This window comes from Heyndrickxia shackletonii, from assembly GCF_001420715.1.
In the GTDB taxonomy this organism is placed as follows: domain Bacteria; phylum Bacillota; class Bacilli; order Bacillales; family Bacillaceae_C; genus Margalitia; species Margalitia shackletonii.
Genome location: NZ_LJJC01000004.1, coordinates 715154 through 741810, shown reverse-complemented (window position 1 = coordinate 741810; position 26657 = coordinate 715154). Strand labels below are relative to the sequence as shown.

General features: G+C 37.7%; 26 protein-coding genes and 1 pseudogene. 4 read left to right on the top strand and 23 right to left on the bottom strand.

The genetic code is table 11. The features are described from left to right. Positions 1-24 precede the first annotated feature (24 nt). The gene (locus tag AN964_RS26995) at positions 25-333 is read right to left on the bottom strand and encodes a hypothetical protein (protein WP_235950812.1); all 309 of its coding nucleotides are present in this window, start codon (positions 331-333) and stop codon (positions 25-27) included. A gap of 283 nt (positions 334-616) precedes the next feature. Between AN964_RS26995 and AN964_RS03665 the strand changes: the two genes are divergently transcribed. Next, entirely contained in the window at positions 617-1087 is a 471-nt protein-coding gene (locus tag AN964_RS03665; protein WP_055738414.1) for a low molecular weight protein-tyrosine-phosphatase, read from the top strand. A gap of 120 nt (positions 1088-1207) precedes the next feature. On the opposite strand, the gene AN964_RS03660 is transcribed toward AN964_RS03665, so the two are convergent. The 4 genes from AN964_RS03660 to AN964_RS26245 form a co-directional block, all read right to left on the bottom strand. After that, positions 1208-1963, bottom strand: coding sequence for an SDR family oxidoreductase (locus tag AN964_RS03660; RefSeq protein ID WP_055738413.1), 756 nt, complete (start codon positions 1961-1963; stop codon positions 1208-1210). A gap of 403 nt (positions 1964-2366) precedes the next feature. Further along, positions 2367-3080, bottom strand: coding sequence for an MOSC domain-containing protein (locus AN964_RS03655; RefSeq protein WP_055738412.1), 714 nt, complete (start codon positions 3078-3080; stop codon positions 2367-2369). A gap of 350 nt (positions 3081-3430) precedes the next feature. Next, on the bottom strand, positions 3431-3715 hold the full coding sequence (locus AN964_RS03650) for a hypothetical protein (protein WP_055738411.1): 285 nt from the start codon (positions 3713-3715) through the stop codon (positions 3431-3433). Then, positions 3712-3879, bottom strand: coding sequence for a hypothetical protein (locus AN964_RS26245; RefSeq protein ID WP_161809205.1), 168 nt, complete (start codon positions 3877-3879; stop codon positions 3712-3714). The genes AN964_RS03650 and AN964_RS26245 overlap by 4 nt, the downstream gene beginning before the upstream one ends. A gap of 46 nt (positions 3880-3925) precedes the next feature. Here AN964_RS26245 and AN964_RS25315 point away from each other — a divergent pair. After that, a pseudogene (locus AN964_RS25315) lies at positions 3926-4153 on the top strand (hypothetical protein); the annotation flags it as partial. 33 nt (positions 4154-4186) lie between these two features. Here the strand turns inward: AN964_RS25315 and AN964_RS03645 are convergent. After that, positions 4187-4879: a DUF899 domain-containing protein gene (locus AN964_RS03645; RefSeq protein ID WP_055738410.1), complete on the bottom strand. Its 693-nt coding sequence runs from the start codon at positions 4877-4879 to the stop codon at positions 4187-4189. A 301-nt stretch (positions 4880-5180) separates the two neighbouring features. Then, complete coding sequence (locus AN964_RS03640) at positions 5181-5702, bottom strand: competence protein ComK (RefSeq protein WP_055738409.1); 522 nt, start codon at positions 5700-5702, stop codon at positions 5181-5183. Positions 5703-6004: 302 nt separating this feature from the next. Here AN964_RS03640 and AN964_RS03635 point away from each other — a divergent pair, with 302 nt between their 5' ends. Next, positions 6005-6481, top strand: a complete 477-nt coding sequence (locus AN964_RS03635; protein WP_235950811.1) for a sigma-70 family RNA polymerase sigma factor — start codon at positions 6005-6007, stop codon at positions 6479-6481. A gap of 192 nt (positions 6482-6673) precedes the next feature. Here AN964_RS03635 and AN964_RS03630 read toward each other — a convergent pair whose 3' ends face one another. The 6 genes from AN964_RS03630 to AN964_RS03600 form a co-directional block, all read right to left on the bottom strand. Continuing rightward, on the bottom strand, positions 6674-7633 hold the full coding sequence (locus AN964_RS03630; RefSeq protein WP_055738407.1) for a bile acid:sodium symporter family protein: 960 nt from the start codon (positions 7631-7633) through the stop codon (positions 6674-6676). A 1101-nt stretch (positions 7634-8734) separates the two neighbouring features. Continuing rightward, on the bottom strand, positions 8735-9121 hold the full coding sequence (locus tag AN964_RS03620) for a hypothetical protein (protein ID WP_235950787.1): 387 nt from the start codon (positions 9119-9121) through the stop codon (positions 8735-8737). Positions 9122-9419: 298 nt separating this feature from the next. Next, a complete protein-coding gene (locus AN964_RS03615; RefSeq protein WP_055738405.1) occupies positions 9420-10175 on the bottom strand; it encodes an amino acid ABC transporter ATP-binding protein in 756 nt (251 codons plus the stop codon). Between the two features lie 14 nt (positions 10176-10189). Beyond that, positions 10190-10840: an amino acid ABC transporter permease gene (locus AN964_RS03610; protein WP_055738404.1), complete on the bottom strand. Its 651-nt coding sequence runs from the start codon at positions 10838-10840 to the stop codon at positions 10190-10192. Between the two features lie 39 nt (positions 10841-10879). After that, a complete protein-coding gene (locus AN964_RS03605; protein WP_055738403.1) occupies positions 10880-12025 on the bottom strand; it encodes a saccharopine dehydrogenase family protein in 1146 nt (381 codons plus the stop codon). Between the two features lie 37 nt (positions 12026-12062). Then, entirely contained in the window at positions 12063-12863 is an 801-nt protein-coding gene (locus AN964_RS03600; RefSeq protein ID WP_055738402.1) for a transporter substrate-binding domain-containing protein, read from the bottom strand. A 136-nt stretch (positions 12864-12999) separates the two neighbouring features. Between AN964_RS03600 and AN964_RS03595 the strand changes: the two genes are divergently transcribed. After that, positions 13000-13653, top strand: coding sequence for a GntR family transcriptional regulator (locus tag AN964_RS03595; RefSeq protein WP_161809204.1), 654 nt, complete (start codon positions 13000-13002; stop codon positions 13651-13653). A gap of 66 nt (positions 13654-13719) precedes the next feature. On the opposite strand, the gene AN964_RS03590 is transcribed toward AN964_RS03595, so the two are convergent. From AN964_RS03590 to AN964_RS03540, 10 genes are all read right to left on the bottom strand, one after another. Further along, positions 13720-13956: a hypothetical protein gene (locus AN964_RS03590; protein WP_055738400.1), complete on the bottom strand. Its 237-nt coding sequence runs from the start codon at positions 13954-13956 to the stop codon at positions 13720-13722. Between the two features lie 466 nt (positions 13957-14422). Continuing rightward, positions 14423-16231, bottom strand: a complete 1809-nt coding sequence (locus tag AN964_RS03580; protein ID WP_055738398.1) for a polysaccharide deacetylase family protein — start codon at positions 16229-16231, stop codon at positions 14423-14425. A 217-nt stretch (positions 16232-16448) separates the two neighbouring features. After that, on the bottom strand, positions 16449-16634 hold the full coding sequence (locus AN964_RS03575) for a hypothetical protein (RefSeq protein WP_055738397.1): 186 nt from the start codon (positions 16632-16634) through the stop codon (positions 16449-16451). A gap of 96 nt (positions 16635-16730) precedes the next feature. After that, complete coding sequence (locus AN964_RS03570; RefSeq protein WP_055738396.1) at positions 16731-18353, bottom strand: OPT/YSL family transporter; 1623 nt, start codon at positions 18351-18353, stop codon at positions 16731-16733. Between the two features lie 35 nt (positions 18354-18388). After that, complete coding sequence (locus AN964_RS03565) at positions 18389-19153, bottom strand: IclR family transcriptional regulator (protein WP_055738395.1); 765 nt, start codon at positions 19151-19153, stop codon at positions 18389-18391. A gap of 161 nt (positions 19154-19314) precedes the next feature. After that, positions 19315-21063, bottom strand: coding sequence for a hydantoinase B/oxoprolinase family protein (locus AN964_RS03560; protein WP_055738394.1), 1749 nt, complete (start codon positions 21061-21063; stop codon positions 19315-19317). Then, positions 21050-23110, bottom strand: coding sequence for a hydantoinase/oxoprolinase family protein (locus AN964_RS03555; protein ID WP_055738393.1), 2061 nt, complete (start codon positions 23108-23110; stop codon positions 21050-21052). The genes AN964_RS03560 and AN964_RS03555 overlap by 14 nt, the downstream gene beginning before the upstream one ends. Positions 23111-23494: 384 nt before the next feature. Continuing rightward, positions 23495-24118 (bottom strand): fumarylacetoacetate hydrolase family protein, encoded by a 624-nt coding sequence (locus AN964_RS03550; RefSeq protein WP_055738392.1) that lies wholly within the window; start codon positions 24116-24118, stop codon positions 23495-23497. Between the two features lie 104 nt (positions 24119-24222). After that, on the bottom strand, positions 24223-25479 hold the full coding sequence (locus AN964_RS03545) for a dicarboxylate/amino acid:cation symporter (RefSeq protein WP_055738391.1): 1257 nt from the start codon (positions 25477-25479) through the stop codon (positions 24223-24225). A 508-nt stretch (positions 25480-25987) separates the two neighbouring features. Continuing rightward, positions 25988-26431, bottom strand: coding sequence for a hypothetical protein (locus AN964_RS03540; protein WP_244885857.1), 444 nt, complete (start codon positions 26429-26431; stop codon positions 25988-25990). Between the last annotated feature and the right edge of the window lie 226 nt (positions 26432-26657).

The window sequence follows — 26657 nt, the reverse complement described above, 5'->3', positions numbered from 1 at the left end:
GGCGATAGATTTATTTCTTCCCACTTACCACCATATTCTTTTAACAATGCCAGTCTTTTTTAAATCCTTACGTTCTCTGTGACCTAATTCCATTGTTTTCTCCTGACAGATGATAGCTTCTTTGTAATTCAACAAGCATTCTTCTGCCTGGGAAAGTAAACGCCAAGCCAAAGCATTATTCGAATTTTCAATAACAAATTCCTTTAAACCTTTCCGAGCACTCAATAAAAAAGGTACGGCTTTTTTTGACGGAGCTCTCCTTTGTAGGGAACCTTGCATGGATAATTGTTGTCCTTTTATTAGAATATCTTTTAATTCATTTAATCTATCCATTAAACCACCTTTATACGATTTGCTTTAACCTATACTAGTGGGGAATTTTGAGAGGGTTAACCGATTAATATTATATCACCTGATTAAGCTAACCCGTTTTGTGAAAGAACAACTAATTACAAAGAAAAAACATAGAGTTCATACTTAGTACTTCATAACAATGGATGAAATCCGTACGCCGTTCCAAATTTCTATGCAGTACATATATTTGTAATTACGAATAGTGTGTTCAGTACATGTGATAGTGTTTGTGAAAATAAGATAAATAAAAGGGGTAAAGTACATGATTAGAGTTTTATTTGTATGCCTGGGGAATATTTGCCGGTCACCGATGGCTGAAGCTTTGTTTCGCGACATGGTTAAGAAAGAAAACTTAAATGACAGAATCTTAGTTGATTCCGCTGCAACCAGTTCATGGCAAATCGGCTTACCTCCTCACAAAGGAACTCTTGATATTCTAAAGAAATACAATATCTCTTCTAATGGGCTTGTTGGACGCCCACTAATAAAAGAAGACTTTTGGAAGTTCGACTATATTATAGGTATGGACAAGAGTAACATAAAAAATATTTATAGTATAACCGGCAAACCTAATCATCCAAAGATTATTAGGTTGCTAGACCTGACCAAAGCCAGAAAAGATATACCCGATCCATTTTACACAGGCGACTTTGAAGAAACTTATAGTCTTGTTTCAGCTGGCTGTCGGGCATTACTCAAGAAAATATGTAGGGAAGAAAACTTATCCTATTGAATGAATCTTCATCTTTCGTAAAAAAAGAAAAGCCGCCAAAATGGCGACCGATTCTTTAGCTCAAGTACCCTAATTAGTTGCAAATCAACTAATCTACATGAATTACGGAGAGTTGTCATTTTAACTTCGATAAAATCCACCTTCCGAATGGATAACCTGTCCTGTTATCCAATTTGCCTCTTCACTAGCAAGAAATGCTATAATGCGTGCAGCATCTTCCGGCAGTCCAATACGTCCCATTAGGAATTTAGGTTGAAGATATTTTCTTATATCATCCGTCATCCAGTTTGAATCTGTTGGTCCTGGATTTACTGCATTTACTGTTATACCTAAAGGTGCAAGCTCAGCTGATAAAGAAAGTGTAAACGCTGAAATTGCACCTTTTGTTGCTACATAAGCTAAATTCCCAGGCATAGGACCAAGATCTTGACCAGATGTTATATTAATTATTCGTCCCCACATTCTATTCATTTCTTGGAAACGGCGAGCAAACTCTGCAGAAAGAAGACAAGTTGCTCTAATGTTTACATTGTAATGTTCATCTAATGACTTTGTATCTAAATCCATATATCCCAAATCAACGGAATGTGCCGCATTATTGATTAGTATAGAAGGAAACCCTAATTTTTTTGAAACTTCATCCAATAAGAATAGGTGAGAATCAACCTTTGATAAATCAATTTCCAATCCCTCACACCGAACCCCCATTGCCGAAATCTCACGTTGAAATATATCTGGCCATTCAGAATCAGCATTCCAATAAGTGAAGAAAATATCTAACCCTTGAGAAGCTAGCTTGCGACATACAGCAGCACCTATTCCTCTTTGGTTACTTACACCTGTGATAATTGCAATTTTATCCTGTTTATTAGTCATTAAAAATCCCTCCTAATAAAGGGAACAATGATTGTGTTATTAGAGATGTAGATTTCCCAAAAAAATAAAAAGCAGATACACAAAGGTAACTGCTTAGTGAATGGGGCGTTTATAACTCCACACCATGTATCCCTTGAATGATTAAAGATAGACAGACCACACCCATACTATTTATGGAAAAAGCATACTGTCTCTATCCAGTTAATTAATCATTACAAGGTTTTCCACATATGGAATCTAGATTCCCCTCTCTTTACATCTCTAATTTTGATATTAACAAACTACTAATTATAAAATCAAGGGTATAAATAACAGCTGTAATCACCGTGATTAACAGCTTTTGTCCCACAGGTAAAATAAAATATATCAAAGGAATATCCACATTAATGAAACAACCATGGAATTATTGAAAGATTACCTCATCTCCAACATTTACCTCACCATTACATTCAATCTTAGCCCAAACACCAAACGTTGCATCATGATTATTAACCAAGTTACGCAGTATCCGAACATCCTTTTTTAGTTCCTCCTGTGGTTGGTTCACCATTACACACCTTTGGAGCGGGGCCACAACTCTGATGATAACGTTCGGTCCAACTTTGATTAATCGGTCCACCCAATCATCTTCAAAGTATCCCGTTGATGCTGTATCAATTAAAATATTAGCTCGAAAACGACGAGGGTCTACTGGCTCTCCTATTTCCTGACTAAACTGATTTAACGCAGAAGTCGTAATGATACTTATTGGTCCTTCATCAAAATGAGATATTGATTCCTCCCGTGCCAAGGTTACTGGAAAACCTAACCACTGCGTTAATGCCTCATTTACACCATTATGATCACCCCGATAATCCGTTCCATCAGGCATTGTTACAATTGGAGTAGTCCCCTCATATCTGGCTCTAAAATTAAATAATCCTTTCATCTGCTGGAAACGTCGTGTTGTCTTACCACTCCCAAACTTTCCATTCCCATTTTTTATTGCCCACAGACGGTCTCCAAATAGACCTCGTTGATCAATGGAAACGGATGTTAAAGATTCCCCTAAGGTTGATTTTACAGGAAACCGCCGGATTTCCTTGACTCTCCCTACAAGTTCATTCTTTTTATCCAAAGTTTCACTTCCCTGCTTTTGATCTTTCCAAACTGTTTGATAAAAAGAAAAATAGTATTGCTGATAATCCTATTTTCGGCATCCTCCCCCAGATTCCTTCTTTGATTTCCCTCCCGATTATTAGATTCAGGATATTCAGTTTATATTTTGTTTACACCAGTTTTTTAGAATCTTCCTCGCCTATGCCCATGGCTTATTTTTCTCCACCGATCTGTGCATAGCCTCGATAACCATTTCACTGCTCAGGTCCTTTATCTACTTCGATAACTCTTCCATGATGAACGGAGTAATCATTCCAAATTTTTATTCATAGCAGTCCTTCACTTTTATGTATTCATCATCATTCATTTTTATTGTTTAAGAATGTTCGCGCTTTGTGTCGGATTCGTTGTCGAGTTTGCTGTCTGGGATGGTGTCGGATTTTCATCGGATGTCGGGATTATTGTCTGGGAAATTTTCTGGAATGGTGTCGGGCTTTCTGATGTGGAAGTTGTCGCAAATTCCGACTGAATTTTCTTTTCTTCCACAAAAGGGATAATCCAAAATACCGTTGCCTGTGATCCCTGTTCCTTGAATCCAATTCTACCTTTTTCCTGAAGAAGCTTTCTTGCTGCATAATAAGCATCCTTTTTCAAACCTGTTTTTGCTTCGATGAACGTTCGTGAAACCGAAAATTCCTTTTTCCAACCACATTATTGTTGATATTCATTAACGCATGCCAAAGATTCATTGCTGCAGTTGAAATAGAATTAGTTTCGATCAAATCAAAAAATGAGTTCATTTCGTAAATGTAGTTCATGCTACTACTCCCCTTAATAAATTGTCTTCACTAAGTATATAGGGAAAACCGATTCAAAGGTGTAGCAACCAAGTACCTTGACATCTACTTAGCCAGGTTTTTGTTTGTTGATAGTCGCAGTAACGAAAACACAAAGCACAATATTAAAGATTTTCTATTATCATCATTTGTTTTTGAAATGACAGATACCTACGATAGCTTACTCTTATCAAAATTGGCTGTACAGTGCTTCTCAACTATCAGCCAGTTTAGTTTAACTCTGATATTAAATTAAATGAAAAAAAAGCGAGGTCCTCCCTCGCCTGGTTTATACTTTTGGAACATATTGATCACGATGCCGCAGTCCACGATCATCTTGCCGACCTTTCGGCACTAAATCGAGAAACTGATAAGTGATATTCATCATGTCAATACCACGAGCGTAGGTCGAGTAAGTATGAAATATATTATTTCCTTCATCTTTGTAAAAAACGCTTACGCCCTCCCTGTCGGTACTCATAGGATTCTGCATTGTATAATTGTAAAATGCTTGTTCCTTCTCTACTTTTTCTTCGGTAAAAGATGCTTGAAAATCATAATTAAAATCCGTATGACCTGATGAATACCAAGGAAATGTCCAATCCATTCGTTTTTTGAATGCTTCCAACTTTTCTAATGGTGCACGGGATATACAGACAAAAGAGACATCACGGTGGTTTAGATGCGGAATCATCCCACTGTAATGATCCGCCCAAAAAGAACAATGTTTGCAGCCTTGATCCCAACTGGGATTGAACATAAAATGGTACACAACTAGTTGACTTCTTCCATCAAATAAGTCTGCGAGTGACATCTTACCATTGGGACCGTCAAATGTGTAAGACTTGCTGACAGCTTCCCACGGCAAATCTCGTCTCTGTTGCGTGAGTTCGTCCCGCAACTTCGTAAATTCTTTCTCTTTCTGTAGAAGTTCTTTTCTCGCTTCGATCCATTCATTCCTTGGTAAAACTTTATGTTCCATAGCAACACCTCATCATCTCACTTTTTCCCGCTTATTCTATCCATTCAATAACTTGATATACTTTTCATTTCTTTCATTAATCGGCAGATGCTTAAGATTTATAAGTTTGTTAAAAGATGTGCTTAAAGTAACGGGTACCGTTAGTCGGAAAAGAATGGGAGAGCTTAACGAATTTGTGAGGGTATCCTAATTACTATATAAAAATCAACATTTAAATTTAACAGAGCCATTTTTTAAAAAGAAGAATTTCCAAAAAAAAAGACAAGCTCTTTCAGAATAGGAGAGCTTGCCTTTTTCTAATCTACTTATTCCATCTATCAAACCGCAATCCATTAATATCCGTACTGTTATTCTGAGGATCACGACCAGGACCATGCACAGAATAATGGGTTAAACAATGGGCAGTTCTTTCTCTTTGCTTTATGTATGTGTTAAGAGAGCAATTTAGCTCTACTTTCATTCCATTTTTAAAAATAACATAGAGGTGATTATTTTCTATAATGTGGGTTTGTATATGGGCAGGAAAAATCCACCTGCACGTAAAGTCTTCCGGTGATTTAGTAGGAAACGCATATAAAAACAACTCAGGATAAATCATCAATGGGGTCCTTCTCCAATAAGAGAATATGTTACGAACGGTTTCAATTCGTCCTTGATAGGAGGCACCATATCTGTCACATGACTTCTTCAGGATATCCTTCATCGTTTGTTTTGAGTAATAAATACCATTTAAATCATAAATTTTTGTGTTTAGTTCTGGATGATAGATTTCTGTTAGTGCTACCGTGTCAGTTGTCACGATGTAGTCTTTCAGTTCTATCAATCTCATAACCTCCCTTTCCCTTTTATGGGTATAGTATACTATAATTTTCCACTTAAATCCATATTTTTATATAAATTTTCCTAATTTTTTTAATAGATAAAAAAGGGCTATTATTTACGGTTGAATCGCTGGAAACTATCCATTTCTCTGCAAGAAAAGATCATTATCTCTTATTTTCAACATGGATTTTACCAAAATCTTGATTCGTACAGACAAATTTTTTCCGATATGGTGGACCTAACCCGGGAATACATGACAAAAGGCGCCTTTTGTGAAAGGTCTGTCGAATGGAAGATTTCCAAATGATAATGAAAGAATACGAAGCGATGATTCATCATATTTTGCATTCCTTACGAATTTACAAAAACTATGACGAATTTTTTCAAATAGGTTTGATTGCACTGTGGGAGGCGAAGGAAAAATTCGATCCGAGCAAAGGATCGTTTACAAGCTATGCCTATATGACGATGAAGGGGAGATTGTTAAGTGAAATAAAAAGATGCTCAAAAGTGGAGGAGAGACAATTTTATCCGAAAGAAGAGTTTTGGGACATTCAATTTGACGAAGGTGCTGTGAAGCCGTTAGAAAAAGATACCTTATTAGCGTATTGTGAGGGACTAACGAATAATCAGAAAAAGTGGGTTGTGGCTACATTTTACTTGGGGATGAATTCTGCTGAACTTGCGGCATATGAAAAAGTATCGCCATCTGCGGTGAAGAAGTGGAAAAAGGGAGCGTTGGAGAAGATTAGGATGACGGTACTTAGTGAATGTAAATAAAAATCATAAAATCAACCTCGTTCCAATCGAGGTTGATTTTGTAAAAAAACGCATATTATTTTTTCATTGATATAAACTTTCCGTGATACATCTTTATTTTCACATAATAAAGCAATTCTAATGAACCACCTTGAGCCCCCCTTTGCCTACTACATCTCTAGGCAAAGGGGGATCTAATTCCATAACTGTCACTCACCCAGCAATTTTCTTCACTTCTTCTGTCTTCTTATCTTCCATTTTACTAAAGATAAACGCTAGGATGGAGCCTGAAATATTATGCCATACACTGAAAATAGCACTTGGGACAGCTGCCAATGGGGAAAAACTTGCAGAGGCAATCGCAACTCCTAAACCGGAGTTTTGCATCCCAACCTCCATGGCAACCGCTTTTTGTTTTGCTAAATCCATGCCGCATAGACGGGAAAAGAAAAATCCTAAACAATACCCAAGAACATTATGTAAAACAACAACGGCAAAAATAAGTAAGCCCGTTTTCGCAATTTGCGCCTGGCTTCCAGCAACTACACCAGAAACAATCATGACAATTGCGATAACAGACACAAGCGGCATTGCCTTCGTTCCCGCTTGAGCTTGTCTGCCAAAAAATTTCTTAATGATAAACCCTAAACATAAAGGAACAATAATGACTTGTACGATGGACAAAAACAATGATCCAACACTAACATGTACCCATTTGCTGGCAAGCAACAAAATAAGCAGCGGTGTCAAAATAGGGGCCAGAATGGTGGAAACGGATGCGATTGAAACAGCTAATGCTACGTTCCCCTTACCTAAAAACACCATTACGTTGGAGGAAGTTCCGCTTGGACAACATCCAACTAATATAACACCCACAGCTACCTCCTTCGGTAAATGTAACCCAACCGCTAATAAAAATGCTAATACCGGCATTATAATAAAATGCCCCGCAACTCCCAGTGCCACCTCTTTTGGTCTGCGAAATACCTCTTTAAAATCAGATGCCGAAAGAGTAAGCCCCATACCAAACATAACAATCCCCAGCAGAGGAACAACATATCCGCCTATCCATTTGAAACTTCCCGGAAACATATAAGCCAAAACGGCTACAATGATCACCCAAAATGTAAAAGTCTTGCCTGCGAATCCACTTACTTTTTCTATTACCTTCATACTTTACCTCCTACACAATCTCTAAATCTGGTTATGAATTGGTGACTCTCCTTTAGTAGCTTTTTAGAGGGGCAAAACTAGCAACAAAGGAGAACACTAACACACATTTTTAAAAGTAAATCCTATTTTACAATATAATTAGAATTATTCAACAATTTTTCTGCAAAATTATCGAATATTAGTACAATTTTTTCTTGTACTTTTGCATTATTTGAGGAAAAGTGATTATTGATGACCATATTTATGCTTCGGGTTTGGGTTTGGGCATCATATTGCCACTTTGGTGACCATTTTTTCCAGATTCGCACGGGGGTTCGGGCACCATTCTTCCTCTTTGGTGACCGTTTTCCGACTTCGCATGGGGGCTCGGGCAGGATACTCCCTTTATTGTTACCATATTCCTTCTTCGGGCTTGATTTCAGGCACGATTCTCCCTCTATTGTTACCATATTCCTTCTTCGGGCTTGATTTCAGGCACGATTCTCCCTCTATTGTTACCATATTCCTTCTTCGGGCTTGATTTCAGGCACGATTCTCCCTCTATTGTTACCATATTCCTTCTTCGGGCTTGATTTCGGGCACGATTCTCCCTCTATTGTTACCATATTCCTTCTTCGGGCTTGATTTCGGGCACGATACTACTTCTATTGTTACCATATTCCTTCTTCGGGCTTGGGTTCGGGCACGATACTACTTCTATTGTTACCATATTCCTTCTTCGGGCTTGATTTCGGGCACGATACTCTCTCTATTGTTACCATATTCCTTCTTCGGGCTTGATTTCGGGCACGATACTACTTCTATTGTTACCATATTCCTTCTTCGGGCTTGATTTCGGGCACGATACTACTTCTATTGTTACCATATTCCTTCTTCGGGCTTGATTTCGGGCACGATACTACTTCTATTGTTACCGTTCAGGCTTAGTTTTCGGCACTATCCCGTCCGAGTTTCACTTAGCGAATCTTCCAAACTATTTTCGTGAAAAGTTTATACCCCAGACATTTAATTCCGTCCACTTTTAAAAATTTCTTATGTAATAGACTTTATCCTGCCTTGAATAAGATTAGGGGACCTTGAGTACCGTCCCCCGTTGTCCCCCTATTGACCATATGTTCCTTGACTATGGTGAACGCCATAACCTGGATAGTATCCGGTTTGTCCATGATGATAACCTTGACCAGGAATATAGGTGCCATGTCCATGATGGTAACCTTGACCAGGGTGATAACTTCCATGCCCATGATGATAGCCTTGACCTGGGTAATAGGTACCGTGTCCATGATGGTAGCCTTGACCAGGTTTATATGTCCCATGTCCATGATGGTACCCTTGACCAGGTTTATATGTCCCATGTCCATGATGGTAGCCTTGACCTGGGTAATAGGCGCCATGCCCATGATGGTACCCTTGACCTGGGTGATAGGTTCCGTGTCCATGATGGTAGCCTTGATTTGGATAATTTCCATATTTCATTTGCCGTTCCATTCTATCCCTCCTTGTTATTCAAGTTAGTATATGTGCCTTTAGGTAAAATGGGACTAGGTATATACACAAGTAAGATGAATTACCTGCAATGAAGTAACATGGAGGAAAAAAGATACACACCAGAAACCTTCCTCAGTATTAAAAAGTATTAAGGGGGAACCACCGCCTCTTTGTTCCTACTAAAAAAATACGCAAGCGCTGCAGCTAGTTTCAGGTTATCCACAGGGTTAAGTTTTATAATTTCCTCGACGATAAAAAAATAGCCCGGAAATCAATCCAAGCTATCTATTACCTTTCCCTACACCGTCTTCACATCACGCAAAAACCTTTTCGTTCGTTCTTCCTTTGGTGCGCTAAATATCTGATCGGACGTCCCTTCCTCTACGATTACTCCATCCGCCATAAATAGCACTCGATCAGCAACCTCTCGCGCAAATCCCATTTCATGAGTGACGACAACCATGGTCATCCCTTCCTTCGCGAGATCCTTCATCACCTGCAACACTTCTCGCACAAGCTCAGGATCTAATGCTGATGTGGGTTCATCATATAGCATCACCATCGGTTCCATGGATAGTGCCCGGGCAATCGCGACACGCTGTTGCTGACCTCCAGACAACTGGGATGGATAGTGATCACAGCGATCGGACAATCCTACCTTTTCGAGGAGGGAATAAGCAAAGGCCTTTGCTTTTTCCTTTGGCATCTTTTTGATAATAAGCGGGCCTTCCATTACATTTTCAATGGCTGTCTTATGCGGAAATAGATTAAATTGTTGAAAGACAAAACCCGTATTTTGGCGGATGCTTCGAATGAGTCTTTTCCGCTCACCATTCATCTTTTCTCCAGCTTTCATTTCCGTTTGACCGATACGAACGATACCTGAATTAGGCTCCTCCAGAAACGTCATGCATCGAAGGAGCGTCGACTTACCAGAGCCGCTTGGCCCCATAATAACGACAACCTCACTCTTATTCACTGTCAAATTTATCTGTTGTAGTACTTCATTGCTACCAAAGTTTTTCGTAATATTTTCGAGTTTAATAACCTCCAATCTACTTCCCTCCTTTATTGAACTACGTGTTTCGAAGTCCGTTTCTCCAATCGATCTAATAGGACAGTGAAGATTGTAATGACAACCCAGTAAATGGCGGCAGCAATTAAATAGATGGTAAGCGGCTCAAAGGTTTTTGCAATAATGAGGGAAGACATTTGCAGTAGTTCTGTTACCGTTATCACGGACACGAGGGACGTATCCTTAATCAAAATAATATAGGTATTCGACATCGTTGGAATCGCAATTCGAATACTCTGCGGAATAATAATTCTTCGCATCATCTGACCGTATGTCATTCCTAAGGAAACGGCAGCTTCATGCTGGCCTCGATCCACAGAAATAAGCGCTGCCCGGAAGGATTCCGACAAATAGGCGCCTGCATTTAAGCTTAAAGCAAGAATTCCGGACGGTATCGGTTCTAACTGGATACCAATCTGCGGCAAACCATAATAAATCACGAATATTTGTACCAATAGAGGCGTTCCGCGGAAAATAGATACATAAATAGAAGCAATAGCTTTAAGTACTTTGATCTTTGAAATTCTGGCGAGTGCCGTAAAGAAACCTAGAACCAATGCAATAAGCATCGAAACCACAGCTAGCACAATAGTCATGAGCGTGGCAGTTAATAATGGCGGCAATGATTCAGCTAGTAATGACATCCTATTTTCCCCTCCTCCTTGTCATCTTAAATAGCACCATCACTTGCTCGTAAAAGTAAAATGAATTCCATACTCTGCTAATTCCTCGATAAAAGGGTGGAAACGGTCCCTAACAATGATGCTTTCAGGCGGTACAATACCACGCTCTCCTATCTTTCCTTCCGCGATCCACTTCGCCATCAGCATAGCAGGTATGGAAGTAGTCTTTGCCATCGAAGTTATATTGCGGTTATGGTCGTAAAAATCAACCATTTCCCATTCATACTCAGTTGGCTTCCCATTTTTTATTCCTTTCACCGTAACCCGAACAACGGTAATATCCTCATTGGACTTTCCTTTTAATTGAGGAGCTAAAATCGCCTCTGTCATTTTCCGCGGACTCACTTCGATTCCCTCTACAACGATTGGTTTCTCATCTAAAAACCCTAACTCTGCGAGCGTTTTCATTTTACTCCAATGCTCCGGATATCGAACGGTTTTTTCATATAGGTTGTTGACCTTTGTTCTTAACGTATAAGCGGTACTGTGGGCATCCGTAATGACCGCTTCACAATCACCCACAGGTTCTGGAAATGACAGTCGTTCCAATCCTGATAACGGTTCAAGTCTTATCAGCTCTCCATTTTCAACCGCCAATGCGGAACGTGTATAAAGCCCCATTACACTTTCCAATCGAAAGACAACCTGGTACCATAACGGCGGCAATGGATCTTTCGGAATTCCACCGCAAATCATGATAGCCTCGTCAGCCTCATCTAACATCTCGATCCCCTGTGCCGCAAGAAAATTGGTTATTCCGGGAGCAACCCCGCAGCCTGGTACGACCAGTACATTTGCCGCTTTCGCTTCTTCCTCTAATTCTAGCTTTCTTTCAAATTGCGAACCTACTAAATCGACAAGATGGCATTTAGCAGAAATAGCTGCTTTAACTGCAGATAAACTTAGTGAATGCGGTAAGCAAGCAATGGCCACATCCGCTCCTTTTAGTACCTCATAAATCGCTTCCTCTGAATGTAAATCCGCTACTTTTCCTTCTACCTTTTTGTTCTCCGCAATTTCGAGACATTTCGTTACACTCGATTCGATGGCATCCACAGCTGTAACCTTATGGATGACTGAACAACTCGCAAGCTCCTTCACAACGGTCGTACCAATCATACCGGTTCCTAACACGACTGCTAGCATTGTTTATCTCCTCATTTCTTCTTTACTGAATTCTATTTCACTCACTTAACGGATCTGTTCCGAACCATTTTTTATAAATCTTGTTATAGGTTCCATCTTTCTTCATATCGGCTAATGCCTGATTTAATTCTTTCACGAAATCTTCATTTCCTTTTTTCACAGCCATCCCAATGCTATCTTTATTGACGATATCACTGGCGACTTTAATCGGAAGCTTTTCTTTTTGAATGTTATAGCTCATTAATAGTTGGTCATTGATGATGACATCCAAGCGTCCATTGATTAAATCCTGTATATATTCGTTCACCGTTTTATATAAATGAACATTGGCACCATTCACACTTCTTGCCACTTTTTCAAAGGTTGTTCCTCCGCCAACTCCTACGTTTTTACCTTTAATTTGCTCAAGTTTGGAAATATCATTTTGATCCTTCCTAGTTATGAGGACCGATCCTGTCACAACGTATGGGTCTGTAAAATCCACACTTTTCTTTCGTTCGTCCGTAATAGACATTTGCCCAATAATGATGTCAAATTTATCCGCCTTCAGACCTCCTATTAGACCCTCCCATTTAGTAGCGATGAACTTTGCCTTCACCCCTAACCGACTGGCAATTTCATTCGATATATCGACATCAAATCCATCGTATTTATTACCATCATCTAAAAAGTTAAATGGCGGATATGTACCTTCAAATCCAACCCGCAGAACCTTTGAGTCTTTTACTCTTGAAAGCACATTTTCTTTGGAATTCCCCTTTGCATCATCCTTGCCACAACCAGCAAGCAAACTGAATACAAGTACAGCAAATAAAGCGAGAATCGAAAATTTCCTCACAGCCATCCCTCCTCTGTTTCAAAATGTAGAACAATTTTGTACTACAATTTTATTGATACGAGTCTTAAATTATACTAACTTTCATAATATTAAATAAAATTTTATTAACACCATTTTAGAAAGGATGGTACATAGATTGACCAATGAAAAGTCTCTCTCCTTAAAACAAAGGGTATATCAGCATATTAAAGAAGCCATTTTCCAACGAAAAATGACACCAGGATTCCAGCTTATAGAGACGGATATTTCCAAACAACTGCAGGTTAGCAGAACCCCCATCCGAGAAGCCTTTCAGCAATTGTCCAAGGAAGGTTTAGTAGACATGATTCCATACCGGGGAGCGTATATCGCCAATCCCTCCCATGAGGAAATAAAAGATATTTGCCACGCACGGGCAGTAATCGAAAGTGCGGCTGCGGGAATCGCCGTAGAACACATAACCCCAAAGGACATCATGCTTTTGCAGGAACTCGTGGAGAAAGAAGAACTTGCATCCTATAAAAAAGACATTGAACAATATCTTTCTATTAATAAGCAATTTCATTTATCCATTGTCCAAAAAGCCAATAATCAGTATTTCAACGAATTTGCGGAAACACTGCTAGACAAAACCAATATCTATTTAATCTTTTACGACCATTTCTTTGATCAAAACAATCCGCTCCAAATTGCCGAAAGTCCAGATGAACATCGAAGGATTATTCAATTGTTGAAAAGTAGGGAGAAGGAAGAATTGCAGGCGGAATTGGTGAAGCATACGCAGGTTAGCCAATATATGGTGAGAGTTTGAAATAAGTGGGAAAAGAGCAGATCTCCTCCAGAATAAAAAGATAAATCTACTCTTTTATTTTATTCTTTATCTCTTTTCGTCACCCTCCTGAAAAGCTGACGAATCGTATATTTTACCACTAATACTTGAATAAATCTTATTACTGGTAAGATATTTTGGCAACGGGATGCTATGATAGTAACGTTTTAAAAACAGGGCAAGCAAAAGAGTCATCACAGACAAAATCAGCTTACCTGTTAGCATGCTTAATAATAACAACCCTATTGCAACGAGGACTAACGAATACCAAAGCCATTTATTCATTTTTATTCCTCCTCAAATAGAAATAGCCCTAACTCTTCTAAAGGAATTTGGGCTTGATTTATTTTCTTCTAAAATAATTTCTATTTGATTCAGATTCTATCAAAGAAGAAAAACCCCGCAGAGATTTCTCTCCACAGAGCTTCCTTCATGTCATTAGACACATTTCGATTGGTGACAGTCACCAATCTTACCTAAATTTTTTTATGTACATAAAAATGAAGATGATTAGATCTATTATTAAAAAAAATAGGCCGATAACCAGAGTATAGGATTTAAAAAAGGCGTTTTGGGAATATCCTCCTACATAGGCTAAGTGCAAAAATAAAAAAATAAAACCTAATATCGCACAAGTTTTTTGGGATTTTGCCAAAGTTATGCCTCCTTTTAATCGGGGATTTTTGGAACTTTATATCCCCGAGTTCAGGCCTTGGGACGAGGTTCCTGTCCCCTCGTCCCTTGCAACACTTTATTTATCAATTAGCTTTTTAAATTCCTCTAATGTAGTGGAAAAGCTTACTCTCACTCTTTGTAATGCATAATGATTATTATTTGTATTTGCAATTCCTGGTTTCGTTGTGACAGCAAAGTCATAATATTTTTTTACTTCGTTCATAACTGTGTTGTTATAACTGCCATATGGATAAGCAATTGCAGAAACTTTCTTCCCGGTAATGTCTTCCAGTAACAATTTGATTTCTTTAATCTCTTTTACTAAATCAATGTTACCAGCGTTCTCGCCATCATTAAAAAACGGATGTGTCATGGTATGTGCTTGAATGGAGATAATTCCAGAACTGCTTATTTCCTTTATTTGTTCTAATGAAAGATAATTATTTTCATCCATTCTTGAGCCTATGATGAAAAATGTTGCTTTTGGATTATACGTTTCGTCTCTTAAATCTTTTAAAATATCGTATGCAACGATATTATCTTCAAATCCATCATCAAAGGTAATGATAATTGGTTTTTGAATATTTTTTATGTTTTCGATTTCATCGAAATTAATGGGTGTATATCCTGCTGCTTTTAAATATTCCATTTGTTCCTTGAAATTTTGTTCAGTAACAAACCTACCATATTCATTAGGACGAGGATTATCCCCGATTTGGTGATACATTAAAATGGGAATATTATATCCAGGATCCTTTGTAACAGGAATTACCATTACATCATTTACATCTATATAGCCAGTTTCTTTCTTTCCATTGATATTAACTGTAGCTTGATACCAATTATCATCATAATGCGTTAGATTCAGAATGTCCCCTTTTTTATAACTCTTCAATACTAATGACTTTCTAGAAGTTTTACTATATACATATGTTGGGCTTTTTAGGGCAGTAGACTGTATACTTGGAGCGTATGTACTCACATCGCTAGTAGGAATATATCCGGTTTGGTTCGTCCCATTTACAATAACCGTTGCCATCAACCAATTTGAGTTATATGGCCGATATGCAAGTAATTTTCCTTTCTTGTAAACTTTTAATATATTTGAGTTCTCTGAAGTGTCACTATACACTATTGTTGGGTTTTTAGCGGCATATCCTTCTAGAACTTTATTTACATCGTTTTTAAATATATATCCAGTTTGTACCTCCCCATTTATATAGACTTTCACTTCGTACCAATTCTTGGTGAATGTTCGATAACTCAAAAGTTGCCCAGCCTGATAGCTTTTGATTATATTTGCATCTAAGGATGGATTTGAGTACACCTTAGTAGACTCGATAACCCCGATTTCACCTTCAATAGGTTTATTCGTAATGGTTTCAACATTATTTGTTGGAATATATCCCGTATATTCTTTATCGTTATCATTTACTGTAACCATATACCAATCAGTATCGTAGCTTCGATATTCGATGATGCTTCCCTTTTCATAATTATTTAAGACGGGGGAATCGATACTTGTAGAACTGTAAACATTTGTATTATTTAATGTTATTCCTTTGACGCTTTGTGCCTCACTAATATTTCCGACATCATCCTTATTTATATAGCCTTTATACCTATTTCCATTAACAATTACTTCAACAATATACCAGTCGCTTGAATACGGTTGATAAACAAGAGGATGGTTATAATCATAGCTTTTTAGAATAGGTGCCTCTCTCGAAGTGCTGGCATAAACATTTACAGGCTCAACTAACGCATAACCATGTATGTTCTTATCAATTCCTTCATTGTCACTGGCTGTTACAATTGACTGAAGAAAAAATGAGAAAGTGAATATTACAACTAGAACAGTTAATAGTTTTTTAGATCTTAACATTATTTTTCCACCTCAGATGTGTAATTAATTTTAAAAATTATATATTAATTATTATATCATTTAGGATGGTATATTTTAACTATTAAATTACCATTTTGATGAGGAATAGTGTTTTATTTACTTGTATGTAAAGATTTTCTGAGATAGTGGACATGAATGGTAAATGGTTTGAGGTGTACGTACAGGTGAGTGGCACCAGTCCTAATTCCTGATTACTTTATAAAATAGTTGCTGTAGTAACAGTTTGACCATCAGCTGCTGTTTTATTAACATCAACTGTTACAGCTTTTGCAGCAATTACATCATGGTTACCTTTTACTAAGTCAGTTACTGAGAATGTTAAAGTACCTTTAGAACCTTCTGCAACTGAAATACCAGTGTATGCATCAGAACCAATGATCACCTGTGCACATTCAATGCAGATTTACTGCACAAGGTACGACTGCCAGTAGCACAACTAAAAGCCATACCAAAAATAGTATGGCTTCCTTAAAATTATTTATTTTCCCATTTTAAAGATAGAAGTAAAGAAACTATATAAAGCGTCACCAGCAATGAAACCTGCCGCCATAATGGTCATTGGTGTTTCTGCCTCTTTACCTTTCCACTTTAAGACAATAATTCTAATCAGAATGCCCGCTAATACAGCCCAACCGGCAATAGGATTGACAATTAATAATCCAGTAGCAAATAATATCCCCATTTGTCTTTTGGACCCACCAATAAGTTGCAATAGTGCACCAGGTATTGCCCATATTAATAATTGAGTAGCAATATTACTAGATACCCCAGATTTAATGGTTGCTGCATAGACTTTATCAACTGGAGGAATTAATCCTTTTGAAAAGTAGCCATTATAAGTTAAAAATACAACGATAGCAGAAACAGAAAATCCTATAAGTCCAGCATAAAGTTGTTGTCGTCTTCCTTTTTTCTCAAAATCAATATCTTTCCCATTATCCCGCAGCATGTAGCCAGTTTTTAAGTCATATCCCATATCTGCGAATGCCACACCCGTGGAAGCACTAAACCCAACTAAGATGGCAAGAGCAGGAGCAGGAAAACCTATAAGTATTCCTATGATAAGGGTAATTAGGGCTACAGCAAAGGCAGGAAACCATCCTGCATGCATCGCCGAAATCCCAACAATCATCTCATGGGCCAGCGCTGCAAAAGCTGCAAAAACTAAAAATCCTATTAACATTCCAGTAGACATATGGGTTAAAAGACCACCAGTCAGCGCCAATAATATGGCAATAAGAAGATAAGCTATAAATCCGAAACCAAAAGCTTGTCCAATATCTTTTTCGTTTCTCGTATAGATAGGTTCCTCTATTGTTGCTGCTATTTCTGCATTGCTGCCATTAACAGGTTTTTCAGTTTTGTTTTTACGTAATATAAGAAATCCAACTTGTACCAAAGCTACGACTCCTGCACCAATCATAAATCCGTGAGGAACGTAATGTGTATCAAGATCGATTCCAAACAATGGGATGGAATATCCCCTTAATAATAACCCTATACCAAACATCGTAAGAGCCCAAATGTTACCGATGAAGGCAACCCCAAATGCAGACATTGGTATTTTCAATACAGATCCTATAAGACCAATTACGATACCAACACCTAATAATTTTGCCCGTTTTCCACCTTGGTCACCAGCCTTAATAGATTCGGCTGTGGCGATTCCCGGTGGCCATGCTTCTCTCGCAGGGAAAACTTTTGAATCATAAAATTTATAAAGTAAGAGAGCATCTGCAAACATTGCTAAGATTACCCCAATAAATAAAGGTAACACTAGTTCCTTCATCCCTAAAACATATGGAATTCCAATAGGCAAAAGCAAACTGCTTGCTGCCCCAAATGTTGCGGAGGAAATTCCCGTTTGAACTAGATTTTGCCTGTGTATGGATTTAAACTTAAGGAATGTTTTAATAGGAATTCGCGCTATGATCATAGCAAAAATGGCACCTATAATGGAGGTATTGGCTGAAATCCCTAGTGATGTGATTAACTGCACACCGATGATTGCCCCTATCACAGATGTGACCACAATCGTGATGATAACGATTGGATCAAAAACCGTTGGATGTTTTCTTTGTTCCATGTCCGTGTTCCTCATAACCATCCTCCTCTATAAATCAACCTTTTAAATTACTAAACATATCTACCGCTAAAGTTATAAAGATAGTTTTGTATTTTTGCCCCTGCATCTTGTAGTGGTTTTAGGATGTTATCCAAATGAATATCCTCTATACGATATTCAGGTCCCGCAATGGTTAACGAGGCAATAATCTCATTTTGCCTATTAAAAAGAGGAATACCTAGGCCAAATACGGCATCAGAATATTCACCAACCGAATAACACCATCCCTTTGCTTTAATTTCCTCTAAATTGGAGAGCAGCTTTTCCTCGTCCAAAATCGTGTTGTTTGTGAATTGCTGAAGCCCTTCATGGATAATTTCTAATTGTTGTTCTTTAGAAAGATACGCCATTATTACCTTACAGGATGCACCTACATAAAGAGGTGTTCTGGTACCTAAGGAAACAGCATATTTGATTTGCTGGGAACTTTCTGCAATTTCCACCGTTACTCCATCAAATTTATCCAACCATGTTAAAAATACGGATTCCTCCACTTCATTGGATAGCGCTTCCATTACAGGGTAAATGTAGTGCGAAAGTTTCATATCCTCTTTAACCATTTGCCCATATTCCAAAAAGCGAAATCCTAGTTTATATCTTTTGGAAATGGGATCTTGTATTAAGAAACCATATTGTTCAAATGTTGATAAGATCCTGTATACAATAGAATGGCTAATTCCTATTTCCTTGGCAAGCTCACGGACTCCCCATGAAGATCTGTCTCTAGTAAAATATTTAAGGATTTCTAAAGAATTTTCTAAAGTTTTTAATGACATATGAACCTCCGTTGTCTCTAAATAAGAACCAATGTTTCATAATTATGAAACTATTATACAACAACAAAAGTTTAGGACACAATAAAATTTTAAAAATTCACAAAATGATTCAGAAATAAAGAGCAGGGTACTAAATAAGCAAAAACCCTGCACTTAAAGTTTTAATGAAGATTTGTTCTTTCTTCCGTCTCACCCAATACCTCATAAGTTTTTGGGTCAATCATAACCCCGAATGTTTCATTGGCCTGTTCTACCGAAATATAACCATTTTTCACATCATTTTTAACCTTTTCAACGGAGCGTTTTAAAGGATTTCCAAACCCTCCTCCAGTTGCCGTTACCAGTTGTACAACATCTCCCTTATTTAATGGATATCTAGCCGTTACACCTACGGGACCTACAGTTTGACCATTTGCCTTAATAATTTTTGCATAGTTTGTAGATCCATCCTTTCCTCCATTCATTCCCCACGGAGAAAATTTATGACGGCCAAAGTTTATGGAAAGCTTTTGATCATCGCTTAATGCTTGATAAGAGCGAACTACCCCCGATCCACCGATAAACTCACCTGCCCCCGCTCCATCACAACGAAGACTATATTCTTCTACAAGAATCCCATATTTTGTTTCGGCAACCTCAATTGGAATATTGTAAGTTTCTCCATCTCCCATACAAAATTGCCCACTTTGTCCGTCCATTCCTTCGCCTGCTCCCCAACCTCCAACGGAAGGTTCTACAATTAAAAATGGCGCATTCGAATCAGGATGATTCCCAGATAATACGACAGAACAAACGGATAATAAATGCCCGGCAGTTAATCTATCTGGTAAATATGGTGCGAGCGCTTTCCAAATAAGGTCTGCACCGCCTATGCGGCCTTCAAAGTTCATCGAAACGGGTGCTGGGCGTTCGGCTGAAATAATGGATCCCCTATCCGTTATAATTTTTAATGGCGAAAATACACCTTCATTAATGTTTTGCGGCGGTCTGATAATGGCTAGGTACATGACACGTACACTCGAAAGTAACCCAAAATAGGAGCAATTTACTGGGTTCGTCACTTGCGGATGACTTCCACGAAAATCACAAATAAATTCATCATCTGTAATCGTAATTTTCACGTTTATAGGATACGGCCCGCCTTTTGTACTGTCCCCTTCAATATAATCTTGTGCGCTAAATGTTCCCTTAGGAAGTACTTTAAGTTCTTGTCTCGCAAATTGCCCCCCTTGATTTAATAGATTTTCAATAGCTGCAGCTACAAGCTCTTTAGAATGCTTTTTACATAATTCTATGAATCTTCTTCCACCAGTTCGTAATGCAGCTACTTGGGCCCACATGTCACCCAAAGATAGATCAGGAAGACGAACATTTGTAGAAATAATATCCACAATAGCTTGATTAACCTTTCCTTCTTCAAACAACTTAACACCCGGTAATTGAAGACCCTCTTGATAAATTTCAGTCGAATCACTGGTAAAGGACCCAGCATCTTTTCCCCCGACTTCTGTCCAGTGACCTTTATTTGCAGAGAATGCCACAAGTTCTCCATTAGAAAAGATAGGCATTACTAATCCTACATCAGATAAATGAGACCCGCCTCCGACATAGGGATCATTGATGATAATGATATCTCCATCCTTTAATTCCTTACCGCTATCATATTTTTCAATTACATGCTGAACCATAGGACTTAACATTCCGATGAAACTGGTAACTCCATTCCCCTGACTTATTAACCTTCCCTTCGCATCGGTTAATCCACATGCGTAATCAAGTACCTCATAAATAATCGGACTCATGGAAGTTCGAGCAAGTGCAAGGAACATTTCATCCCCGATGGACATTAAGGAATCTTTAATAACCTCTAAGGTAATTGGATTAACTTTCATTTTATTAGAAGTTACCATCTTGCTTCACCCCCGTATCGATAATTAAATTTCCATAAGAATCAACTATTAGAGACTGCCCTGAGTAAATAACAGTAGATGCCGACGTTTCCTCAATAATAGCTGGTCCATTAATATTCATTCCTGACTCCAGTTCATTTCGATTATAGACTTCCGTATTTACCCATCCTTCCTCCTTATAGTAAACTGGGCGACATTCCTTTAGTGCGGAGTTCACTAATTTACCTGTGGTTATTAATGTATTTATTGTAGGCTTTTTCACTTTACCAAAACCTGTTAAATGAAGGCTTACTATTTCTGTTGAAGCATCTAAAAGTTTAAACGTATAGTTCTGTTCATGGAGATGATGAAACCTTGATATTATTTCTTCTACTGTATCACTTGTCCAAACACTGTTAGGTACCGGAACCTTTACAGTATGTTCTTGTCCTACATAACGCATATCTACAAAACAATGAAATAAAACCTGACCTTTATCTATTCCCTCATCTAAAAATTGATTAAATGCGTGATCCATCATTTCGTTCCATGTGCTATTGATTTCCGAAAGATCCATATCATTTAATTTTTTTATATAAGTTTGAATGTAATCATGACGTAAGTCTGTCATTAACATTCCCCATGCCGAAAATACGGAAGAAGCAACTGGAACAATGACCTTTTTGACCCCTAGCTCCTTGGCCAATGCTGCAGCATGCATGGAACCGCCTCCTCCAAAAGCAATCATCGAAAAATCTGCAGGATCATACCCCTTTCTAACAGAAATGAGTTTTAAGGCATTAAGCATATTGGAATTTGCTATTTCAATAATTCCAAGTGCCCCTTCTTCAACGGAAAGATCGTAATGGGAAGCTACCTTTTGGTCAATCGCATCTCTAACCTTTTCAAGATCAACCTCATAATCAAAGTTTTTCTTGGAAAGCCGTCCTGTAACTAAGTTCGCGTCCGTAGTGGTTGGCTCCAATCCTCCCTGTCCATATGCAACGGGTCCAGGTACAGATCCAGCCGATTGGGGACCAACTTTTAGTGAACCCGTGGCATCAATCCAAGCGATGGATCCTCCTCCGTTTCCTATTTCCACAATGTCAACTACTGGTACCTTTACTGGATATCCGGAAGTTTTATCGGTTTTCTCAATATAATAATCTGTCGTTACTTTTACTTCACCTTTGCTAATCAACGAACATTTAGCAGTAGTTCCACCAATATCAAAAGCAATGATATTCTCCTCACCTAAAATTTCACCTAAAACTGCAGCACCATAAATTCCAGCAACAGGACCGGATTCAACCATATGAATGGGTGACTGTTTTGCTCCTTCAAAAGTGGTTGAACCGCCATTTGACTGCATAATGTATGAATTTCCGTTTACTTTTCTATCAGTCAATCGTTTGCTTAAACGATCTATATAGGATGTGGCAGTTGGTTTTACATAGGAATTTAATACAGTGGTATTTGTTCGTTCATATTCCCTCCATTCCTTTGTAATCTCATGGGAAGCTGTAACAGCAATTTCTGGCCATAGTTGATGGATAAGATCGACCGTTCTTTTTTCATGAATTGGATTTTTGTAAGAATGTAAATAGCAAACAGCAATCGCCTCAACATTTTCCTTTTTAAAGAAGGATAATATATCCGGAATTTGCTCCTCATTAAGTGGGGTAAGGATTTCTCCCTTATAATTCAAACGTTCTTCCACTTCCAAACGTAAATATCGTTCTACAAATGGTGCAGGCTTTTGGTACCGAAAATTATATAAATCTGGTCGATTTCCCCTAGCAATTTCAAGAACATCCTTTGTTCCTTTTGTAGTAATTAATCCAACCTTTGCACCTTTTCTTTCCGTTAAAGCATTAATTACTACTGTAGATCCGTGAATAAACATCTCAATAGATTCGGGGTTTATCCCACTTGACTCCATTACATTTATCACCCCATTTTCGAATTGAGAGGGTGTTGTATGCGCTTTCGAAATTCCGAAATTTCCATTTTCGTCTAAATAGACAAGATCCGTAAACGTTCCTCCAATATCCGTGGCAACTCTCATGTGAAATCACCTTTCTTCATTTAAGTAATCTAAAGTGTATCTATATTAGAACCAGTGGTTCCTATTTGATATCATTATATAAAATATATAGAAAATTATCAAGATTGGATAAAGTCAACATAATTTGGATGGGAACATTTACTTAAGCGTTTTAATCTAAAGTTTGTTTGAAGGCAAAAAAGTTCATTATTAGTTAAAAAAAGAAACCAAAACCAAAAGACGGGGGCCGCGACTTCATTCTTCTAGGGTTATCAAAAATTTTGCGCAGGTGGATTTATTACAAAAAAACACAAAGGCACAGCTAGTACATACCACTAGCTGTGCCTTTTTTACGCGCAAAACTTCCGATTGTCCCTTGAAAGGACCGTCCCCTGTAATCAACAATCATAATTTAATAAAACATTCCCCAAGAACTTTATCTCCCCAGACTAAAGATAAATGGTCCCCGTCGGCAACTTGTCCAACACCCTCTGGCGTTCCGGTAAATATTATATCTCCCTCTCCTAATCCAAAGTGAAGTGCAGTAAAATCGATGATTGTCTGTAAATCAAAAATCATATTTTTTATATTTCCTTGTTGTACTTTTACTTCATTTTTCAAAAGAGAAAAATCCGTTTTTTGCAATTCTTCCATTCCAGGAAAATCGATAAATTTACTTATGACAGCTGAATGTTGAAATCCTTTTGCTAGAAGCCATGGCTGTCCTTTCTTTTTAAGTTCACTTTGAACGTCTCTTAATGTAAAATCTAGACCGATTGCCATCCTATCAATCAAATCATCCACTTTTATTCCTTTTTCATAGTTTCTTCCAACTTTAATTACTAGTTCCGTTTCAAAATGGACTGATCCTTGATTTTCCGGTAATGATATCCAATTCCCACTTGCCTCGATCAGGGCATGTGTAGGCTTTAAAAATAGAAAAGGCGATTTGGGAATTTCATTATTTAACTCCTTTGCGTGGGCAGCATAGTTGCGACCAACACAATATATATTTTTAATATTATTCATAATCAAACCTACTTTCTTCATGATGAATGATTCAAGGGAGAAAATTCTCTCAGTATTTTTTTCATAAATTACGGAAACACGAGAAACGTCTCCATGTTTTTCCCTTATACTTGGTGATACACTTGCTGATCTGTTTGGTCATTAAGGGATTTATTTGGGGTAAATTCTTTTTCCCACTTTGAAACTACGATACTTGCTAAACAATGTCCAGGAGTATTACATGCAGTTCGAGCCATATCTAATACACGGTCAATACCTGCAATAATGGCAACACCCTCCGCAGGTAGGCCAACAGCTGAGACAGTAGCCAAAAGGACCACTAAAGAACCCGATGGAACCGCAGCAATTCCTTTAGATGTAGCAATTAAGACCGCCATTACAATTAATTGTTGGCTAAAGGTCATTGGCACTCCGAATGCCTGCGCTATAAAAATGGAGCAAACGGATAAGTATAATGTGGAGCCATCACAATTCAAAGATAATCCAGTCGGAATGACAAAGGAAACAACCCGTTTGGAACAACCGAATTTCTCCATTCGTTCCATTAATTGAGGTAGAATTGTTTCTGTACTGGTTGTTGAAAAGGCAATTAAAAATAAATCCCATACCATCCGAAAAACTTTAAAATAAGGTATTTTTAAGAACCAGGAAATCAGTGGGAATAAACCGAAAATAACGATAGCAAGTCCCAAATATACAACGCCTATCAACTTAGCCATTGGGATTAATAGGCCTATGCCATATTGACCAACCGAAGCTGCCATCAGTGCAAGTACACCAATTGGTGCCGTTACCATAACCATTTGTGTAAGTCTAAACATAATTTTGGCAACTGAATCTATAAATTTAAGTGCGGGTTCTGAAGCTTTACCAATTGCACTGGCAGCAGCGCCAAATAATATTGCAAAGAAAATAACGGCTAATAAATCACTCTTTCCCATTGCATCAACAATGTTAGAAGGAATAATATTCACAATCATTGATTTAAAATCTACAACGGTAGAAACACTACCATTTAATGCGTGAATATCTTGCTTAACAAGGTGTGAAAGGTCAAGACCATGACCAGGCTTTAAAAGATTAACAAGTATTAGTCCAATACCTAGAACTAAAGTAGTAATAAATTCAAACCAAATAATCGTTTTAAGGCCTAATGCTCCCATTTTTTTCATGTTTCCCTTGCTTCCTGAGGATCCAATAACAATCGTTGTAAAGACAATAGGAACAACAATCATTTTAATAAGATGGATAAACATATCGCCTATTGGCCTTAGACCCATTCCAAACTTAGGGAAAAAGTGTCCGATTATAGCACCAATAAATAATCCAATTAAAACTTGAAAGGCAAAAAACTTTTTCATAGATTTTCCTCCCATAAGTAAAATTAAAAAAGGTAATGGAAAACGAGAGTGGATTCAGGTTAAGTTAGAAAAAGCAAATATAATTGAGTTTATTCAAAATCTAGATATTTGCTATGATAACGTTTTCAAAACCAAGAAGCACAAAAGATTAACTCACAATATTAGAAGATAATCCTTTGCTATTTTTGAAATGAAATTGGTATATCGAAATTATTTTAGATGGAATAGAGAAAGCAAAAACTTATTCTGCTGTTTCTTTTTCAGTTTGAATATTCAGAAATAAATTCACCTAAACATTTATTTAGGCTTCTGCTTACTGTAATACTGAGAACTAATTAGCAAGAACCTCTTAAATGTTATATCCACTTCGTAATTATATTATAATAATAAAACTATTCTATCATTTCGAAAAGCCTAAGTGAAATAGGAAAATACTATTAAGTTATAATGATTTTTAGTAGAAGAATTTCAAAAACACAATGAATAGGTTACTTGGTTTAAAGATGGACTATCCATTTCTCTGGCTAGTCCGGTTTAAAAAATCTTCATATAAACGGCGTATCTCTTCCATATGTATAGATTCCAAAACATATGGTATAAGCGTGTGATCCTCGACCTCCTTTAATTCAGAACAAATACAATCCATGAGCGTTTTTCCGCACTTTTGCAGGATCTCTATCCCCCAGCTTTTAATCGCGATTTCCCTTGTTTTAGAGTTGTAACGAATCATCTGATAATGTTCCTCGAATCGCTCCATTAACAAATGAACACTTTCCAACGAAACTCCCAAATCAAATGCCATTTCTTTCTTCGTAATTGGATAGATTCCAATGTGAGTAGTACGCGAATTCGTAAGCAGATAAAGGTAAAAATACTTATCCTCCGGGGTCATCTCCTTTAACACAATTGGATTCTTCCAAAAATCAGAACGCACCATTCTATATTTTGCCATTCTTCCTCCACAACCTTTCTTCATATAAATAGCCTTCCTATGTTTATATAGAGTTTTAGGAAGAAAAAGGGCACTATGCTTTTCAAAAAAATCAGGACATTTTTATGGCAATACCATTTATAGACTCTATTTATCCACGCACTTTAATGCGTCAAAAATTTCTCGAATCAGAGGGACTGTCCCCCTGATCTATTTTTTTATTCAGGGTGTCCTTTTCACTTTTTAA